The sequence below is a fragment of the Pseudarthrobacter sp. fls2-241-R2A-127 genome, from assembly GCF_030209355.1.
Lineage (GTDB): Bacteria > Actinomycetota > Actinomycetes > Actinomycetales > Micrococcaceae > Arthrobacter.
Genome location: NZ_JARVSF010000015.1, coordinates 114,244 through 132,461, shown reverse-complemented (window position 1 = coordinate 132,461; position 18,218 = coordinate 114,244). Strand labels below are relative to the sequence as shown.

General features: G+C 63.0%; 20 protein-coding genes. 16 read left to right on the top strand and 4 right to left on the bottom strand.

The window, feature by feature from the left end:
- Window positions 1-161 precede the first annotated feature (161 nt).
- Entirely contained in the window at window positions 162-398 is a 237-nt protein-coding gene (locus tag QRN53_RS12765) for a hypothetical protein (protein ID WP_026264817.1), read from the bottom strand.
- A 604-nt stretch (window positions 399-1,002) separates the two neighbouring features.
- On the opposite strand from QRN53_RS12765, the gene QRN53_RS12760 reads away from it, so the two are divergent.
- The 3 genes from QRN53_RS12760 to QRN53_RS12750 are packed head-to-tail and all read left to right on the top strand — an operon-like array spanning window position 1,003 to window position 2,817.
- Window positions 1,003-1,455 (top strand): hypothetical protein, encoded by a 453-nt coding sequence (locus QRN53_RS12760; protein WP_018762619.1) that lies wholly within the window; start codon window positions 1,003-1,005, stop codon window positions 1,453-1,455.
- Entirely contained in the window at window positions 1,456-1,902 is a 447-nt protein-coding gene (locus tag QRN53_RS12755; RefSeq protein ID WP_285244213.1) for a hypothetical protein, read from the top strand.
- Between the two features lie 3 nt (window positions 1,903-1,905).
- On the top strand, window positions 1,906-2,817 hold the full coding sequence (locus tag QRN53_RS12750) for a hypothetical protein (RefSeq protein WP_285244212.1): 912 nt from the start codon (window positions 1,906-1,908) through the stop codon (window positions 2,815-2,817).
- A gap of 5 nt (window positions 2,818-2,822) precedes the next feature.
- Here the strand turns inward: QRN53_RS12750 and QRN53_RS12745 are convergent, their stop codons facing one another.
- Complete coding sequence (locus QRN53_RS12745) at window positions 2,823-3,965, bottom strand: alpha/beta fold hydrolase (RefSeq protein ID WP_285244211.1); 1,143 nt, start codon at window positions 3,963-3,965, stop codon at window positions 2,823-2,825.
- A 174-nt stretch (window positions 3,966-4,139) separates the two neighbouring features.
- On the opposite strand from QRN53_RS12745, the gene QRN53_RS12740 reads away from it, so the two are divergent.
- Genes QRN53_RS12740 through QRN53_RS12690 form a run of 11 tightly spaced genes read left to right on the top strand, consistent with a single transcriptional unit; the run spans window position 4,140 to window position 15,475 of the window.
- The gene (locus QRN53_RS12740) at window positions 4,140-5,219 is read left to right on the top strand and encodes a CHAP domain-containing protein (protein ID WP_285244210.1); all 1,080 of its coding nucleotides are present in this window, start codon (window positions 4,140-4,142) and stop codon (window positions 5,217-5,219) included.
- The gene (locus tag QRN53_RS12735) at window positions 5,216-5,728 is read left to right on the top strand and encodes a hypothetical protein (protein ID WP_285244209.1); all 513 of its coding nucleotides are present in this window, start codon (window positions 5,216-5,218) and stop codon (window positions 5,726-5,728) included. The genes QRN53_RS12740 and QRN53_RS12735 overlap by 4 nt, the downstream gene beginning before the upstream one ends.
- A 44-nt stretch (window positions 5,729-5,772) precedes the next feature.
- Window positions 5,773-7,233 carry a chromosome partitioning protein ParA gene (locus QRN53_RS12730; protein WP_285244208.1) on the top strand — a complete coding sequence of 487 codons (1,461 nt, stop codon included), beginning with the start codon at window positions 5,773-5,775 and terminating at the stop codon, window positions 7,231-7,233.
- Window positions 7,234-7,270: 37 nt separating this feature from the next.
- Window positions 7,271-7,870 carry a DUF6668 family protein gene (locus tag QRN53_RS12725; protein ID WP_285244207.1) on the top strand — a complete coding sequence of 200 codons (600 nt, stop codon included), beginning with the start codon at window positions 7,271-7,273 and terminating at the stop codon, window positions 7,868-7,870.
- Window positions 7,871-7,881: 11 nt separating this feature from the next.
- Window positions 7,882-8,151 carry a hypothetical protein gene (locus QRN53_RS12720; RefSeq protein ID WP_214944378.1) on the top strand — a complete coding sequence of 90 codons (270 nt, stop codon included), beginning with the start codon at window positions 7,882-7,884 and terminating at the stop codon, window positions 8,149-8,151.
- Window positions 8,152-8,178: 27 nt separating this feature from the next.
- Window positions 8,179-8,925 (top strand): DUF8175 domain-containg protein, encoded by a 747-nt coding sequence (locus tag QRN53_RS12715; RefSeq protein ID WP_285244206.1) that lies wholly within the window; start codon window positions 8,179-8,181, stop codon window positions 8,923-8,925.
- A gap of 3 nt (window positions 8,926-8,928) precedes the next feature.
- Window positions 8,929-10,197 carry a TrbL/VirB6 family protein gene (locus tag QRN53_RS12710; protein WP_285244205.1) on the top strand — a complete coding sequence of 423 codons (1,269 nt, stop codon included), beginning with the start codon at window positions 8,929-8,931 and terminating at the stop codon, window positions 10,195-10,197.
- Window positions 10,184-11,692, top strand: coding sequence for an SCO6880 family protein (locus QRN53_RS12705; RefSeq protein WP_285244204.1), 1,509 nt, complete (start codon window positions 10,184-10,186; stop codon window positions 11,690-11,692). The genes QRN53_RS12710 and QRN53_RS12705 overlap by 14 nt, the downstream gene beginning before the upstream one ends.
- Window positions 11,692-13,257: a helicase HerA domain-containing protein gene (locus QRN53_RS12700; RefSeq protein ID WP_285244203.1), complete on the top strand. Its 1,566-nt coding sequence runs from the start codon at window positions 11,692-11,694 to the stop codon at window positions 13,255-13,257. The genes QRN53_RS12705 and QRN53_RS12700 overlap by 1 nt, the downstream gene beginning before the upstream one ends.
- The gene (locus QRN53_RS12695) at window positions 13,254-15,023 is read left to right on the top strand and encodes a type IV secretory system conjugative DNA transfer family protein (RefSeq protein ID WP_285244202.1); all 1,770 of its coding nucleotides are present in this window, start codon (window positions 13,254-13,256) and stop codon (window positions 15,021-15,023) included. The genes QRN53_RS12700 and QRN53_RS12695 overlap by 4 nt, the downstream gene beginning before the upstream one ends.
- Window positions 15,024-15,034: 11 nt before the next feature.
- Window positions 15,035-15,475 (top strand): DUF4913 domain-containing protein, encoded by a 441-nt coding sequence (locus QRN53_RS12690; protein ID WP_285244201.1) that lies wholly within the window; start codon window positions 15,035-15,037, stop codon window positions 15,473-15,475.
- Window positions 15,476-15,566: 91 nt separating this feature from the next.
- Here QRN53_RS12690 and QRN53_RS12685 read toward each other — a convergent pair whose 3' ends face one another.
- Both QRN53_RS12685 and QRN53_RS12680 read right to left on the bottom strand, forming a co-directional pair.
- Complete coding sequence (locus QRN53_RS12685) at window positions 15,567-15,896, bottom strand: histone-like nucleoid-structuring protein Lsr2 (protein WP_285244200.1); 330 nt, start codon at window positions 15,894-15,896, stop codon at window positions 15,567-15,569.
- A gap of 396 nt (window positions 15,897-16,292) precedes the next feature.
- The gene (locus QRN53_RS12680) at window positions 16,293-16,670 is read right to left on the bottom strand and encodes a TetR/AcrR family transcriptional regulator C-terminal domain-containing protein (RefSeq protein WP_502934842.1); all 378 of its coding nucleotides are present in this window, start codon (window positions 16,668-16,670) and stop codon (window positions 16,293-16,295) included.
- On the opposite strand from QRN53_RS12680, the gene QRN53_RS12675 reads away from it, so the two are divergent.
- Window positions 16,670-16,945, top strand: a complete 276-nt coding sequence (locus QRN53_RS12675) for a DUF4913 domain-containing protein (RefSeq protein WP_285244199.1) — start codon at window positions 16,670-16,672, stop codon at window positions 16,943-16,945. The genes QRN53_RS12680 and QRN53_RS12675 overlap by 1 nt on opposite strands.
- A gap of 481 nt (window positions 16,946-17,426) precedes the next feature.
- Window positions 17,427-17,996, top strand: coding sequence for a helix-turn-helix transcriptional regulator (locus QRN53_RS12670; RefSeq protein WP_285244198.1), 570 nt, complete (start codon window positions 17,427-17,429; stop codon window positions 17,994-17,996).
- Window positions 17,997-18,218 lie beyond the last annotated feature (222 nt).

The following is an 18,218-nucleotide window of genomic DNA, read 5'->3' as shown; positions in this document are numbered from 1 at the left end:
TTGAGGTACGAAAAAGGGCCGATCCTGCCAGATCGGTTTCATAGCAACACAAAGGATGGCCGTTTCAGGCCTTCCACGACTTACAATCTGATCCGCCGGCAAGCAATCCAGAGGGTAAGTCTCAAGCTTCGAAGGCCCGCCTAGTGCGGGCCTTCTTTTGGTTATGAGGCCATGCGGATGGGCAACTCCTGCTGATAGTCATCCCGGTCGAGTGCGGCCAGGTCTTCCTTGAGTTGTGGCTCGACAACGGACAGAAGATATTCCGTAACGGTCAGGCCCTTGTGCGCTGCCACTTTGGCGATACCGTCAGCGGTTGGTTCAGGTGAGCGGAAACCAATGAACTTGCGCAGCCCTTTGCTAGGACGCCCGCCGCCTCGATTTACTGCTACTGCCGTCATTTGCTGTGTCCTTTGATTTTGTAGCCGCCTAAGCCGCTACAGCTTCATCGTTGTGGTGCCCGCCCCGCAGAACCACAGGATGATCCTTCGCGACTGCTCCGAAACTATCACCGGCCTAGCAACCCTCATGGGATTTGTTTTCAGAAAACGGGAGCGTGTCGTCTTTGTGACCAGTCAGTGTCCCCTGTTGCATCCCATCAAGCTTGTTGGGCCGGCCTTCCGCGCGGTCTATCAGGGCGCCTACATACTCACCGAAAGACATGTTGTACCGCTGTCTCGCCTTCCAGGCAGCGAAATGCTGATCCGGTTGCACAAGGCAATTCAACGGCGCCTTCTTACCGAGCAGCTTGGGTGGACGGTATTCCTCCATGTCACTCACCCTCACTTCGGTTCAAGAGAACCTGTAGACGTACAAGTTCTGCCGTGGCGGCACGCGGTGCTCCTTCAAAAGACCATGCAAGCGCCAGACTACATACATGTTCCGCACATGCACAACTCACTGCCTGTACGCCCTGGTAGGCGTCGGGTAGCATTTTGTTAGCTGCCCGCCTGCTCTGTGTGGCGGCCTACACAAGAGGCTGAGCTTGGCTAAGGAGCTTTATTGATGGCAAATGGGGGCCGCAGCGTGTTTCTCACGCAACAGCAGAAGAAAGAGCGGCTGGCGGATCGCATGGGCATTCTGGTGGACATCTGGGAGTCCGATCACAACAGCGCGCTCACGTACCCTCACGTGGAGGAGGCACTCTCCGCCCACGGTATCCAGCTGTCACGGACACGGTGGTCCTACTTGATTAACGGCACCGGCAGCCTGGTGACCGATCAGGAACTGCTGAAAGGCATAGCAGAGTACGTTTTTGCCGTACCCGCCAGTTATCTCTGTGATCTCAACAGCGAGACTCCTCCTGAAGTAGAAGCGCGTATGGAATTCCTTGTGCAGATGCGCAAGCTCAAGGTGAAGAACTTTGCGGCGAGAAACTTGGGCGCCACCTCGCCCGAGATGCTGAAGACGATCACCAGGATTATCGATGGATCGATGAACGGCGAAGAGGAAGAATAAATGAGCCTCCCGCCTGTCGCCGAAAAGGTCCAGGAGCTATGTGGAGACGGTGCGACGTCGATGGAGGAAGTCGTCGACCGCTTGACCATAATCTGCGAGAAGCCGATCAATCTGGTCGAGTACAAGGAGTCCTGGGGCGCGCTGACGGCATTCAAAGCCGAATTTGAAGACCGCATTAACGTCTATTTCCCTCCGCAGAAGTCGCAGCAGTACAAACTTCATTGCATCTATCACGAGCTTGGCCATATCTACTTGGAGAGCCTTCGGACTTCTTTGGCTCTGCCGAACCTCTCGGAAGAGATGCTGCGGGAAACCGCGGATGCAATCAGCATCACCTGCCGGTCTGTCCCGAACCATCCCGTCGAACGCTGGGTAGAGGAGTTCGCTTTCGAAATGTCGAAAATGACCCGAGCACGGAGCTCGTTCGAGCCTGAGCCTTTCCTCTAAACCATGAAACTGCTGCTCGTGGCGCTGCTGACTGCCCTATGCCTCCTTCGGATCCCCTCAGTGGTCAAGGTGGCGGAAGCCCGGGCCTCCTGGGTGGCATCAGTGTTCGGCCTCGCGGCGCTCTACGTCCTGGGAACTGTTACACCGCTAGAGACCATCGACAGCTACCTCGGTGGTATCAACGTGGCGAATCTACTTCAAGCCATCTTCGCGCTGCTGGCCATTTTCTTCTTCAACGACAGCGTGCGGAGGCTAGCGAATGTGGCGGTCCGGTGGCCTTACTATGCTCCGTTGCTGAGCATTCCCATCATGATTGCCAGTTTCGCCCTGGTTAAGGACAAAGCTCCAACGTCGGCGGACTTCATCGATTACCGTATGGACCAGCTCGCAACCGCTGTATACAGCGGCTCTTACATGCTCGCGCTGCTGTTCACCGTGCTGAGGATTATCTATATGCTCCGGCACAAGGCCAGGGGCCTGTACGCAACATTTTCAGCAGGCCTGCTCGTAGTTGCGGCAGCGGTCTCGTGCCACCTCACGTACGTGTTGCTCTTCCATTTCTCGCCTTGGCATACCTTCGCAGAGGCGATCGGATCATGGTTTGACCGTCTGTTCTACGCCGGCCTCTCGGTGACGGCAGCCGGGTGGCTGATTCTCTTCCTGTCGAAGCAAATCCCGAAGTTGCGGCTTTGGATGATTGACGCGCTCTGGCTGACTGGGCTGAGGATCCGGGTGCACGCAGACCACTCTCGAGTCAGCCCGGCATGGGACCTCTTCAATGAAACGCTGGAGAATGGGGTCTACAAAAGCCTCATCGTCCTGCACAACTACCAGCGAGGGAACCTGACAGCGTTCCCGGAGTCTGTTCAGGGCAGGATCAGCCAGATTGAGGCGAAGCTCGACGCCCAGGGCTAGGGGTGCTAGGTCAGAATCGTCCTGCTAATCCAACTCGTCAATTCATTCGTGAAAGCACTGGGAGAGGCATTCCACTCCTGAGTGTGGTGCGCCTCCGGTAGAGGAATCAGGGTGACGGTGCCCGGATTCGCGCGTTGGAACGCCACCGAGATTTCCCAGGGAACCTCCTGATCCGCGTGGGAATGCAGAACCAACGTCGGAACTGCCACCCGGTTGGGTACATCGACCCATTCAAGGTCATCGAAGTTAATCGCTTCCTCCAGCCCGAGCATCCTCGCGAAGAGGGGAGCCTGCAGCAGGGACATCACAAGGTTGGCCCCTACCGGCGGCACTCCTGCCCGTGCCGCCCCCGCTGTAATGGTCTTACGCCAGCTCGTGACTGGCCCAACCAGGACTATCCCGACGATCCGGTCACGGTAGGCGCTGCGTTCTGCTGTCAGCAGGGCAATGGTGCCACCCATTGACCAGCCCGAGAGGATGATTCGTTTCGCTCCATGAGCCACGGCATAGGCAACAGCGCTTTCCACGTCACGCCATTCCGTTTGCCCAAGGTGGCTCGATTCGGCCTGTGGCGGGCTGACCTCCAAGTCACTGCGGAATGAAGGAACCAGAGACGTGAAGCCCAGGTGACTGAAAGCGTGGACGTCACGAAACATGATCGAGCGGTCAGTCCAGCTGCCATGAATATGGATCACCCATGTGCCCGCGTTATTACCTTCGAATAACCAAGCCGGTGCCGCACCGTATTCGGTGGGGATGTGCACCTCTTCAAACCGCCCGGCCACCGCAGAAGGTTCGAAGAACACATCAGGGGTCCAATCGACCACCGGCCCCAGGGACGTCGGCCGGGAGTCCTGCGTATGGATTAGCCGCTCAACGAACTTTTGATCCTCGTCGATCAGCATGACCTCACCGACTCTTGTGTAGCGTTCTGTTGCAGGGTCAAACACGCCAAAGTCGCCTTGGGCTTTGGTGTAGTCATCCAAGTCGATTCGGAGCCTGCGGCCATCATCTTTCAGCTCGGCGCGACGATAGTCCTTCGGTCCCCGTCCAACGACCTTGCGCGCCATCAGAACCGCGAATCCAGACAGTGCAGCCACGGGTGCAAGGAACGCCAGGCAGGCTAGACCGCGCCGTGTCGTCAGCATCAGGTCCCACCCTCCAGCGCGGATTCAAGAAGTGTTACGAAGCCAACTCATCGTAACGTCCCCCTAACCTTGTATATGTAGAATGCATGCCAACTACAGGCATTGCACATGTTCACTACAGGCCTGTATCGTTTGGGGGAGCTTGTTAACGCCTGCGGCTCAGGGGGGATTCACATGCAGCGGAAGTCACTTGGCCTTGTGGCGCTGATCATGGTCCCCGGTCTCATGTTCGGGCTGGTCTTTTCCCTACTCCTACTCCTTGCCCCGGCGAAGCCCGCCGCTGCCGACTGCGGCCCGACCGTCTCGGTGTCGATCAACGGCGATACCAAGGTCGATGGTTACTCCCAGGAGCAATTGAAGAACGCTGCGGCGATCATGGGGGCGGGCAAGGCGCTGAATCTGCCTGTGAAAGGCCAGATGATCAGCGTCATGGTCGCCTTGGGGGAGTCCGGGCTCCGTGTTCTTGACCGCGGCGACGTCGCGGGGCCGGATTCACGGGGTTTGTTCCAGCAGCGCGGGAACGGCGCGTGGGGATCGTACGCGGATCGGATGGACCCGACCATCAGCGCCACGAACTTCATCAAGGCGCTGCAGAAGGTGGCTGGCTGGGAGCTGCTGGAGCCGACCATTGCCGGCAACAAGGTCCAGCGCAACGCGGACCCGTATCACTACCAGAAGTATTGGCCCGAGGCCGTGAAAATCGTCCAGGCACTCTCGGACGGCAAGTTCTCGCTGGAAGGCAGCGGCTGCCCTATCCCCGGGCAGTCCGGCGCCGAGGATGACTACCCGTGGAAGAACTCACCAACCTGGGTGCAAGCCGGCACGGGCCCGGCGGTGGCGTCGCCGCTGGGCATGTTCTACCGCGAATGCGTGGACTTTGCCCTGTGGCGCGTGAACCAGCAGATGGGGTCCACCACCGCTCCGTTCAAATTCCTCAACGGCACCTTCCGCCCGGACGGCCAGAAGTTGGGTTCTGCGCTGACCTGGAAGTCCGGCTGGGACGCCAAGGGCTGGGCCACGGGCAAAACACCACGTGTTGGTGCCGTTGTTTGGTACGCACCCGGCGCCGGGGGAGCGGACCCGACCTTTGGCCACGTCGCCGTAGTGAAGGAAGTCAAAGACAACGGGACCTACGTCGAAGAGGGCTACAACGGCAACCCCCCGCCGGATGACCACAACTACTACACCCGGACGGTCAGCAACACGGCTCCGTCAGCCTTCCTGTACCTGCCCACCCAAGAGGAGAAGAAGTGAAAAAATCCCTGGCACTGACCGCGGCGGTCCTGCTGTGCACGGCCTGCGCACCGGCAGCGAACACCACGCCGGTCCCGGCGACCAGCACGGCCGCCACAGCCTCAGCACCGGTCTCCCTGAGCGCAGGCAGCGGCCCGCAGGCCCCCGACGGCACCGTCCCGGCCACCATCGGCATTAGCTGGGATCAGGCCAGCAAGGACGCCGCCGTCGACACCGCCCAGAAGGCAATGACCGACTTCGCCCGCCCGGGCGTGCAGGACAAACAGTGGGCCAACGACCTCGCCCGCTGGCTCACGCCGCAGGCCACCGCCGACTACTCAGCCGTTGACCCCGCCAACGTCCCCGCCACCCGCGTCACCGGCCCCGCAACACTGACGGTCGATGAGACCAACGGCTACGGCGTCATGGCAGCCGTGCCCACCGACGCCGGCATTTACACCCTGCAGCTGCTCCGCACCGGCCCGGAAGCTCCGTGGAAGGTCAACCGGCTCACCCCGACCGCGTCCTAAGCGCCCGCACTTCACCAACCCCGTCAACGTAAGGAATCAGGTTCATGAGCACCACTCCAACAGAGGTCCTGGCCTTCCCGAACATCAAGGCCATCATCAGCGACAACGGCACCGCCGAGGTCGTCGTCGCAGGAAACTCCCGCGTCGTCCCGGCAGGGGAGACCCTGCAGGACTTGCGCGACAACGCACTGGCCCTCGTGGTGGCCGAAGCCAAGACGCTGCAGCGCCCCGTCCGGGTTCGCATTGAGGATCCCGAAGGCCACGGCGAACTGATCGTCCACCCGGGCGGCAACGTCGAATCCGTCTCCTACGAGCCCCGGGCCGCCCGCCGCAGAACTGCCGCACCCGCCAGCACTCCCGCTGCGGCCGCCGTCGAAGCCAGCGACACCGCTCCAGCGCCAACGCCCGTGGGGAAGCCTGAAGCTGCCCAGCCGACGGTGGAACGTAAGCCGTGGCCGCCCCTTCCCGCCGAGACGGTGTTGGCCGAGGATGTGGTTCCGGCCGACGATGAGGCACCGCATCAGGCTGTTGCAGCCGATGCGCCGGTGACCCGACGCAGTTTGAAGGAGACCTCTTTCCTGGTCAGCGCCCCTGTGCTGGAGCCGGCTACGCAGGGCTGGCGCGGCACCTTGACCCGCTTGGGCTTCCGGATGGACCCCTCAGCGGAGGAACTGTCCGAGCGTGAAGACATCCGTACCGTCAGCCAGCACTGGCCCGGCCCGCGGACCATCGCCGTGGTCAACCGCAAGGGCGGGGCCAACAAGACCCCTACGGTTGTGATGCTTTCGGCGATCCTTGCCCGCTACAGCGGCGCAGCAACGGTGGCCTGGGACAACAACGAATCCCAGGGCACCCTGGGATGGCGGACCGAGAAAGGCGCCCACGACCGCAGCGTCCTGGACCTGATCGATTCCTCCACCGAGCTGCTGTCCCCGTCCACTAACGCGGCCGAGATCGCCAAGTTCGTCCACCACCAGACCGCCGACAAGTTCGACGTGCTGCGCTCGGACGAAAACGAAGAAGGCGACCACGAAGTCACCGCCGAGGAAGTGGACATCGCCCACCAGGTCCTCACCCGGTACTACCGGCTGGTCATCATGGACTCCGGCAACACCGCCCGGGCAGCGAACTGGCGGCGGATGATCGACCACACCAACCAGCTCGTCGTCCCCGTCACTGCCATCGAGGACCGTGCAGAAGCCGCCCGGCTGACACTGCAGACCCTCGAATCCCGCGGCGGCCACGACGCCGAGCTGGCACGCAACGCCGTCGTGATCGTCTCCGAGTCCACCGACGCCAAGCGCAGCATGACCGGGGATGCCCTGAAGCGCGCCAAGGCCGAGGCGCAGCGGATCGCTGACGGCTTCGAGCCGTTCGTGCGCGCCGTCGTCCGCATCCCGTACGACCCTGCCCTGGTCAACGGGCCGATCCGCTACGAAGCGCTCCAGCCCGCGACCCAGCGGGCATGGCTCGCTGCAGCGGCAGCCGTCGCCAAAGGCTTCTAACCATTTCTACGGAACTTGAGAGTTGAGAGGAGGGACCATGCAACAGACCGTGAACCCCTGGGTTGCCCGCCCCACGGCTGATGAACCGGCTGAGGAATCCCGGGCTGCGGCTGCCCCGCCGGTGGCGGTCATCAGCACACCGCTTCGGGGCATGGTTGAACCCGACGCGGCAGACAGGCTTGCGACCCGCAGCATGGCCGGCACAGCCCGCCTCTGGGTCGTTGGTACACATGGGGGAGCGGGCGAAAGCCGGATCGCTGACCTCATCGAATCTGCCCGTCCGACGGATCATTGCTGGCCCGTTCTCCCCAGCGGAGCCAGCCCGCAGGTGCTGCTGGTCTGCCGCGCAGACATGCGGGGCCTGACAACTGCCAGGAACGCACTCACCCAGTGGGCGTCAGGCGCCGCCCCGCAGGTGGACCTGCTCGGCCTCGCCGTCCTTGCAGACGCCCCGGGAAAGACACCCAAAGCCCTCCGGGACTTCACCGCCCTCGTAGGCGGCGGAGCGCCCCGGTTCTGGTCCTTGCCCTGGGTGGACGCCTGGCGGCACACGGACGCCACGGAGCTGCCAGCCGTCCGCGAATACCAGCGCTTCATTACCGACGTGGCCGCCCTGGCCACGGCAACCAATCACTGAAAGGTCTCACCATGAACACGTTCACTGCACTCTCAACCAGCGTTATTCCCAACCCCACCCCCGTCGTCCCTGCGCAGGCCGGCGGCCTGTTGACCATCCTGAACTGGGCTTCCGGTATCGGCCTGGTCCTGGGCGTCCTGGGCGTCATCATCGTCGGCATCGGCATGGTCATCCAGCTCCAGCGCGGTGAAGGCGCACAGGCGATCGGCAAGCTCGGCTGGGTCCTCATGGGCTGCATCATCATCACCGGTGCCGCAGGCATCGTCCGCGCCTTCGTCTAAACCAGCACCATCAACGGGAGGTTCCGTATGAGCCAGTCAACAGAGAGCACCACCGAAAGCAATCCGTTCACCAAACCCGGCTTCATCATCGCGGCCGCGCTTGTGGTTACGCTGGCCGCCGCGGGGATTGTGATCTTCCTTCTCCCCAAGGGGCAGAGCGATGCCCGCCCGATCCCGGACACACTGGAATCCGCCTCAGCTTCGGCAAGTGTCAGCCCCGACCGTGCAGACAAAAGCATCTGTGGGCTGCCTTCTTCTTCTGACACAGCACTGGGAAAGGCTCCCCAATCCAAGTGGGAACTGGTCGGCCGCATGGCTGCACCGAGTGAACCCACGACCTCGGGCCCGGGTGTCACCGACGCCAGCGGCTTCCGCTCATGCTTCGCACACTCACCGACTGGTGCACTCTATTCTGCAGCGAACGCCGTCGCTCTCGGTTCGTCCGCTCAGGACGAGGTCAAGCTTGCGGAGCGGCTACTGGTCCCGGGCGCTGGCAGGGATGCGGCCATCAAGGCCGCGACAACACGAAGTTCATCTACTGAATCCAGTCAAAGCGCACAATTCAGGGGCTTCATCATGAAGTCCTACAGCCCCACTGAGGCCGATGTTGATTTGGCCTTTCAGCTCCAAAACGGGGCCTTGGCGCACAGCGTCCTCTCGCTGCGGTGGGTGGACGGGGACTGGAAGGTTAAAGCCTCAGACGATGGCCAGATATTCACTGGTACAGCCCAGCTCACTGATCTGAGCGGCTTCATTGCCTGGTCTGGGGTCTAAGCGATGGCTGACTGCAAACTGGGCGACATCACGTGCGTTGCCGGCAACGTGGTATCAGGAGCCGTGGACGACGCCATAACCAACCTGGGCAAGGCCATCACTGAAGGCATGAGCCAGATGGTCACGACGTTATCCACCTTCTGGGTTTCCATGCCAACCGTGAACCTGACCAGTGAGGACGGATCAGCAGCCAGTCCCGTGGTATCCGCCGTGAACAGTGAGCTGATGCCCTGGACTCTGGCCCTGGCCGTCCTTGCCGTGATTATCGGCGGTATCCGAATGGTGTGGGAACAGCGCGGCGCGCCCCTGAAGGATTTGCTCCGATCACTTCTCACACTCACCCTGGTTTCAGGACTCGGTCTGGGAGTCATCGCCATCTTGGTGATCGCAGCCGATACGTTCGCGGCCGCGATCATCCAGCGGTCCACGGATGGTAAGGGTTTTGCCGAGGCAATGAATGGCTTGGTTATGACCGGCCAGAGCGGTATCGCCAGGTTCATTCTTATCGTTCTCGGCCTGGTTGGTCTGATCGCATCTTTGGTTCAGATCGTTCTCATGGTTGTCCGCAGCGGCATGCTGGTGATCCTGGCGGGCATCCTGCCCACCACCGCCGCATTCACGAACACGGAAATGGGCAGGCAATGGTTCCAAAAGGCCGTCGGCTGGACCATCGCCTTCATCCTTTACAAGCCGGCGGCGGCGATCGTGTACTCGGTGGCGTTTCTACTGATGGGCAACACAAGCGGCCGTGACGCGCTGGTGGGTTCCATCAGCGGGTTCACGTTGATGATCGTGGCGTTGTTCGCACTTCCGGCCTTGATGCGGTTCGTCACCCCAATGGTCGGAGCCGTTGCTTCCGGCGGTGGCGCGGCCGCCGGGGCCGCGGTCGGCGCTATTGCAACCGGGGCTGTCTCCATGGGCCGTCCCGGCAGTGGGCGAGGTAATGCAACACCGATGCCGGCCAGCAGCAACAGCACGTCCAACACGAACGCAGGCAGCTCTCCCAAAGGCAGCCCCGGATCCTCCGGTCCCCGGGGCGGGGGAGGGCAGCCCACGCCTGGCTCTTCGGGTCCGGGCGGCGCTGCTGGCACCGCAGGCAAAGCGGGAGCGGCCGCACCGGCCGGCGGCGCTGCAGCCACGACCGGTGCCGCAGCCACGGGGCCGACCGGCATGGCCGTAGCCGCAGGCGTACAGGTGGCATCCAGGACATCAGAGGCAATCAAGACGACCGCGCAGGATTCAACCGGGGAGGGCCCCAGTGGCAGCAATTAACACCGAATACAAGGAACCGTCCTACGGCAACTGGCGCGTCCCGCGCTCAGCCGGCCTAGGCAACCTCGGCGCTATCGGCACCGGCATTGTCATGGTCGGACTCCTGCTGGGCATCGTCAGCTTCGCCATCTGGGGCTTGTTCGTCGGCCTTGGCGTCCTCGCCGTCGCCGGCGCCTGCGCGCTGCTGCTGACAGTGAAAGACAAGCACGGCCAGTCCGTAGTAGACCGTTTCGGTACCCGATTGGCTTTCAAGGTGTCCAAGTCCTCCGGCACCAACCTGTACCGTTCCGGCCCTCTTGGCGTGACCAAGTGGGGCATGTACCAGCTGCCCGGGTTGGCGGCGAAGTCCACCCTGTACGAGTTCACCGACTCCTACAAGCGCCCCTTCGCCATGCTCCACGTCCCGGCCACCAGCCACTTCACCGTCATCTTCTCCACCGAACCCGACGGCGCCTCCCTCGTTGACCCCGAGCAGGTCGATGCCTGGGTCGCCAACTGGGGCGGCTGGCTCGCCGGGCTCTCCGACGAGGCAGGCCTGGATGCCGCTGCCGTCACCGTCGAGACCGCCCCGGACTCCGGGTACCGGCTGCGGAATGAGGTCATGATGAACATCGACCCAAACGCCCCGCAGTTCGCCCGGGAAATGCTCCATGAGGTCGTCGACACCTACCCGGAAGGCTCGGCCACGGTCCGCGCCTGGGTGTCCCTGACCTTCAACGCCTCCCTCCGTGCGGGCTCGAAAAAGCGCACACCGGAGGATGTCGCCCGCGACCTGGCCTCCCGGATCCCCGGCCTGTCGGCACGGCTGCAGTCCACCGGCGCCGGGATCGCCCGGCCCATGTCCGCGCAGGAACTCTGCGAGGTCGTGCGGATCGCCTACGACCCGCCCGCAGCGCTGATCATCGACGAAGCCCACGCCGCCGGCACCCCGGTATCCCTGAACTGGGGCGAGGTCGGCCCGACCGCAACGCAGGCAAGCTGGGACGACTACCGACACGACTCCGCGTTCTCAGCCTCCTGGACCATGACCGGCGCTCCCCGCGGTTCGGTGAACTCATCGGTCCTCTCCCGCCTGCTCGCCCCGCACGGAGACATTGACCGCAAACGCGTCTCCCTGCTGTACCGCCCGATGGACTCGGCCCGCGCCGCAACGGTCGTTGAGCGGGACCAGAACAACGCCAACGTCCGCATCACCTCCGGCACCCGCCCCACTGCACGGGCACTGATCGATGCCCGCTCTGCTGTCCAGACCGCCCAGGAAGAAGCCCAGGGCGCAGGCCTGGTGAACTTCGGCATGGTCGTCACCGCCACGGTGACCGACAAGGAACGCCTGCCGGACGCCGTTGCCGCCATCGAGCAGACCTCAGGCACAGCCCGAGTGCTGCTGCGCCGCGCCTACGGATCCCAGGACACCGCCTTCGCAGCCTCCCTGCCCCTGGGGCTGGTCCTGCCCAAGCACAGCATGGTGCCCACCGAGATAAAGGACGCCCTCTAATGGCCCGCATGAAGCTTTTGACAGCAAAGAAGGCAAAGACAGCAAAAGCCCCGGCAAAGGAAGCAGGGCCTGGCTCCCGGGGCTGGACAGGACGGGGCGGCGGCATGGCCCAGCTGCTCCCGTCCGTCCGGGAGTACCGGGGAACGACCGTCCAGGTCTGCGGACTGTGGCCGTTCTCTTCGGGTGCGTCATCACCCATGATCGGTGTCCCCCTGGGCCGGCATGAAGAAACCCAGGCAACGGTCTGCTGTGACCCGATCAGCTGGTTCCAGCGCGCACGGCTAATTTCCAACCCGTCCGCATTCATCCTCGGCAAACCGGGCCTCGGAAAGTCCACGGTGGTCCGCAGGATGTTCATCGGCCTCTCCGCCCAAGGCGTCCACCCGCTGATTCTGGGCGACCTCAAAGGAGAGCACGTCAAAGCCGTGAAAGCCCTCGGCGGCCAGGTCATCAAGCTCGGCCGCGGCGTCGGCTACATGAACATCCTCGACCCTGGCCAGGCCGTCGAAGCAGCCCAGCTGCTGGAAGACAGTGGCCACCATGAAGACGCCGCCCGGGTCCGCGCCGACGCCCACGGCCGGCGGCTGACTATGGTCGTCTCCCTCATCACCATCAGCCGGAACAACCCGCCCACAGACCAGGAGCAGACCATCCTGGACCGTGCCCTGCGGGTCCTCGATGAACGCTTTGACGGCGTCCCGGTCCTGAAAGACCTGCTGGACGTGATCGTCTCCGCCCCGGACGAACTGCGCCAGGTCGCACTGGACCGCGGCGACATGAACATCTACCTGCAGGAAACCCGGGCACTCGAAGCCACCCTCCTGGGCCTGACCGGCGGCGGAAAGCTCGGCGAAATCTTCTCGCGGCAAACCACCAACCCCATGAAGCGCGACCGCGCCGTCGTCTTCGACGTCTCCAGCATCGACGAGACCGAAACCGACCTGCAGGCCGCCGTGCTGCTGGCCTGCTGGTCCTACGGCTTCGGCACCGTGAACGTCGCCAACGCCCTCGCCGATGCAGGCCTGGAGCCGCGCAGGAACTACTTCGTCGTCCTGGACGAGCTGTGGCGGGCCCTGCGCGCCGGCAAGGGCATGGTCGACCGCGTGGACGCCCTCACCCGGCTCAACCGATCCGTCGGCGTCGGGCAGATCATGATCTCCCACACCATGTCCGACCTGCTGGCCCTGCCCGCAGAAGAAGACCGCATGAAAGCCCGCGGCTTCGTCGAACGCTCCGGCATGGTCATCTGCGGCGGCCTTCCCGCCTCAGAAATGCCGCTGCTGACCTCCGCGATACCCCTGTCCCGGCAGGAACAGCAAAAGCTCATCTCCTGGCAGGACCCGCCCGCCTGGGACTCCCGCGGCGTCGACGCCGAACCGCCAGGGCGTGGAAAGTTCCTCATCAAGGTCGGCGGCCGTCCAGGAATCCCGGTCCAGGTCGGCCTGACCTCCGTCGAGCACGGACCCGACGGAGTCAACGACACCGACGGGAAATGGCACGGATCCCCGGAACCGATGCTGGACCCGGCCGCGCCCATCCTGCCCACCGAAGGAGGCACGCTGTGAGCGCACCGAACCGCAAAGGCATGGGCCTGGGCGACGCCATCCTCGTATGGCTGGCCATCGGCTTCATCGTCGTCTTCGGCGGCGGCACCTACGCCGCCGTACACCTCGGCTCGTGGATGGCCGGCATCGACGCACCGCCGGCCCACCCCATTGACCTAATTGCGGGACTGGTCAAGGGCAAAGTGCCCTGGCCCACCCAGTCCACCATCGTCGTCTGCGTCATGGCCGGGCTGATCCTGGCCCTGGCCCTCGTCGTCCTGGTGGCGTGGCGGCAGGGTGCCTCCAAGCGCGCCCGCGTGGACAAGGCAGCCCGCTATTTGGGCCGGGGCAAGTCCCTCGCCGCGTTCTCCGACAAGGGAGCCCAGACCAAGGCCGAACGGCTGGGAATCAAGGACAACCCCGGCATCGTCGTCGGGAAGGTGGTCTCCACCGGCCAGAAATTCGTCCAGTCCTGGGAAGACCTCAGCCTCGACATCTGGGGCCCCCGAACCGGTAAATCAACCTCCCGGGTGATGCCCGCAATCCTGGACGCTCCCGGCGCGGTAGTTTCGACGTCGAACAAGCGTGACGTCGTGGACGGCACCCGCGGCGTCCGCGAGAACGTGGCCCCGGTATGGGTGTTCGATCCGCAGAAGATCGCCCAGGAAGAACCGGACTGGTGGTGGAACCCGCTCTCCTACGTCACCGACGAAGAGAAAGCGTACAAGCTCACACAGCACTTCGCCGTCGGCTCCCGGGTGCCCGGGTCCAAACCGGATGCCTACTTCGACCCGAAGGCCGAAGACATCCTCTCTTCGTATTTCCTCGCAGCCGCCCTCGGTTGCCGGCCAATCACGCAGGTCTACCTGTGGGTGACGGAGCAGGTCAGCCAGGAACCCATCGAAATCCTCCGGGAACACGACTACGAGCTGCAGTACAAGGGCCTGGAGTCCACACTCAAGCTCGCCGACAAACAACGCGACGGCATCTTCGGCACCGCCGAGAAGATGATCCAGTGCCTCAAAAGCCGCAACACCCGCCGCTGGGTAGCCCCGGCCGGCGGCGCAAGCGTCGCGAGCGATGCGCGCCGGCAATTCAACCCCCACGCCTTCGCAGCCTCCCAAGAGACCATCTACATCCTCTCCAAGGAAGGTGCCGGCTCGGCCGCCCCGCTCACCACGGCACTCACCGTGGCGATCGCCGAAGCCATGGAAGAGCGCGCAGAGCGCAGCGGCGGCCGCCTCCCCAAGCCGGCTCTGTTCGCCCTGGACGAGCTGGCCAACGTCGTTCGCTGGGCCGGCCTGCCGGACCAGTTCAGCCACTACGGCTCCAAGGGCCTGATCGTCATGGGCATCCTGCAGTCCTGGTCCCAAGGCGTCGAGCTCTGGGGTGAGGCAAACATGCGGAAAATCTGGTCCGCCGCCAACGGCAAGGTCTACGGCGGCGGTGTCGCCGAAGAAGGCTTCCTCCGCGCACTCTCCGACCTGATCGGGGACTACAGCTACATCAACGTCTCCGTCTCATCAGGGAAAACCGGTTCCAGCCGCTCTCGGCAGGAATCAAAGGAGCGCATCTTCGACGTCTCCAACCTGGCGGAGCTGGACCGCGGCCGAGCCGTCGTCCTCGCCTCCGGCGCACCCGCCACGCTGGTCCGCACCATGCCCTGGTACACCGGGCCGCACAAGGACGCCGTGGAAGCATCCATCAAGAAGTACAGCCCCCGGCCGGAGGACGAACCAGTACCGGTAGCAGCGGCGCCGACCGCAAACCCCTGGGTAACGGGTTAAGGGAGAAGGCCATGACAGTAGAAATCGGACGCTTCGGCGAAAGTCCCAGCACCGACGGCCACGAAACTGGCCCTGATGCGGGCGAGCAGCAAAAGCCCCCGCAGCTGGTCTACGGCTCAGCCGAAGAGTTCCTACACGAGCAGCTGCTGCCCACCTACGTCCGCGACGTGGACGGCCGTGCCGCGAAATGGTGCATCGAATGGTACTTCCATCCGGAGGCTGTCTCACGCGTGGAGGCGCTGTGGAGGGCCTGGGAACACCTCAGGCTCGACGGCGCCACCGGGATGAGCGTCTGGTTCAAAGACCACGCAGACCACCACATGAGCGTCCTCCTGGACCCACGCGGACCGTTCTACAAGTGCGACATGCAAAAGCACCGCGACCCGGAACACTTGGAGCCGAAGAAGGCCCCGGCCGGGTGGTTCCCGGATGTGCGGACTATTCCTGCCTGACAGGCTATATCGGCAGGATAACCTGGACGCAAACAAAAATCAGGGCTGGAACACATCAATGTCCCAGCCCTGATTCTTGAATGTTGCGGTTCTAGTGAGCAGCTTCGTACTTCTCCATGACTTCCGCTTGGATCCGACCCCGCGTGTTTACGTTGATGCCATTTTCAGCGGCCCACATCCTTACCGCCTTGGCGTCCGGTCCACCCTGCGAGGACTTGGTACGGGCTACCGCGCGGCCGCGTCCGCCGGATACTTTGCGGCCGGCGCTGGTAAAGCGGGCCAGGGCTTCGCGCAGTTCGTGGGCGTGGCCCTCATTGAGGTCAATTTCGTATTCACTGCCGTCGAGGGCGAAAGATAAGGTTTCGGTCGCTTCCGAGCCGTCGATATCATCTTCCAGCAGCACGACTGTCTTTTTTGCCATGAATTAAGGCTAGCAGTCGATTCAGCATCGGGATTCCCCCATAGGGCGTCGACCGGGTAAATACTCCCGCCACAGATTTGTAGCCTTTAGATTCAGATTGAGTGAGGCGGCAAAAGGGGAAGAGTGCGGGTGTGAGCAGTCCATGGTTGGGGTCAATCCGGGTTATCCACGGGTGAAACTTGGGAGCCATTGGGGTAGCTCCCTAGGCAGCCGTAGCGGTGGATAAGCTATCAGGAATGTCCCTGGCTGTGGGCAGCGGAACAGAGTGCCCAGACGACACCTCAGTGATTGCGCGACAGGCCCTTGCCCAAAATTTGCGAAGCACTCGCCCACACCCCAGTGGGAGGCGCGTACAGGACGTGACCCCTCAAGCGGCGAATCCGCTTCGGTGCTGCCTCAGTGACTCGGTGGCGGGTCGTGTCGGGCGAGTTGGGGGCTCAGTCCACTGAGGAGGATGGTGAGTCCCTGGTCGAGTTCGGCGGCACCGTCGTAATCGGCGAGGACGGGTCCCAATGCGCGGAGGTGGGGGAATGCCTTCGCGGGGAGGCGGTGTAGTCCGAGGCGGAGGAGTGCTTCGTTTTCTTCCGGGTCCACGATGTATTCCTGGAGTTCGTTGAGGATGTGGCCGTAAAGGAAGCCGTAGTAGGCCCGGTAGACGTGGAGGGCGTCGGCGGAAGAGAAGCCGGCCCTTATGAGCAGTCCCAGAATTTGTTCAAAGGGGCGGAGGGTGCCCGGGGGCGCAGGGAGCCGGTGGATCGCCGCAGGCGCCTCCAATGAGTGAAGGACTGGGGGAGTGGGACGACGAACTGGGAGACACCGCAACAGCCCCGGAGCCAGCCGAAGAGGAACCGGACGCCCCTGAGCTGTTCTACCCGAACGTCGCCGAATTCGTCACCAACAGGCTGGCGACCAGCTACCGCCGGCAACTCAACGTGCAAGGCGGCGTGACCTGGTGCCCGCAATGGTGGAAACACGCCGAAGCCATCAGCCGGCTCGAAGCGCTCTGGCGCGCCTGGGAATTCCTCCGCCTTGACGGCACCACAGGATGAGCGTCTTGTGGCGCGACCACGCAGACCACCACATGCCCGCCTGTTCTCAACCGACGGACCATTCAAGGGCTGTACCCCAGACGACGGCCACCGCTCCAAACTCACGCCTCTGCCCTGCGAGGAACCGCCAGCGGGGCTGTTCTAAACCAGATCGGCCCGAGGGCTGCTCGATCGAGGAGTTCAGGCGAGCCCATATCCCTTAACTTTGGGCTGCACAACCCCGCGGCTACACGGATAATTCCTTCGCAAGAAAAGCTACACGAGCCGCGAAACCCCCTAGTCAACAATCAATGATTGGGGGGACGATCCCATTGGCATACAGTCGGCCGGCCTTCAAACTGAAGTCACGGTGGCTTGGAAGCGGAGCGGAGGAGTTGTGGATTCGTGTGTGATTCGTGCGGGCCTAATTGATGACCATGAAGCGATACGGATCGGCCTCGCTCAAGCCGCAATCCGTGACTCTCCCGAAAACAAGCCCCGGGTGAGCATCAAGGGCGTCGCTCCCACAGTTGATTCGTTCTTGGGTGCTGGGGCTAACATCTGCGACGTAGTCGCCTTGGACCTTTCCCTGGCAGATGGTTCAAACCCGGGAGACAACGTTAGACGTCTCGTCGAGGCTGGCTACAAGGTCCTCATCTACACGCTTGGCGACGACATTCGGTCACTTCAGCAGGCACTGGCCAACGGAGCAATGGGGGTTTCCCGCAAATCCGAACCTATGAGTGAGACCTTATCCAAGCTCCGGAGAGTCGCAGCGGGGGAGTCCATCGATAACCAGGAGCTGGCCGCCGCAATCGAGACTGACGCTGGCTTCGCTGCGAACCTATCGGACCGGGAAGCCGAGTGCCTTGGCCTGTATGCGACGGGATTCTCTCAGTACCAGGTCGCTCGGCGCATGAACGTTGCATCAGGCACCGTCAAGAAATACATCGACAGAATACGAGAAAAGTACGAGGAAGTGGGTCGGCCGGCTGGGACAAAAATAGAGTTGTATCGTCGCGCGGTGGAGGACGGAGTCCTCCCGCCTTTACTGCCCGGGCGAAAGAAGTAAGCGTGACTCCAGGCGCCTCCTCGGGAGCTTCTGCAAAGGCGACGGAGCGGTTATTGGGGAGCGGAATCACTGCATTCTCAGGGGTGCTGCTTCTGCAGGCGCTGGGTCTCGTCCTGGCCCAAGTTCAAGGGACGGGATCTTGGTGGGCAGCCATTCTTTTGTGTGGCATCCTGACTGTCTTTGTTTGTTCCGTTATTGCCTCTGTTCACGGGCGATCCCATC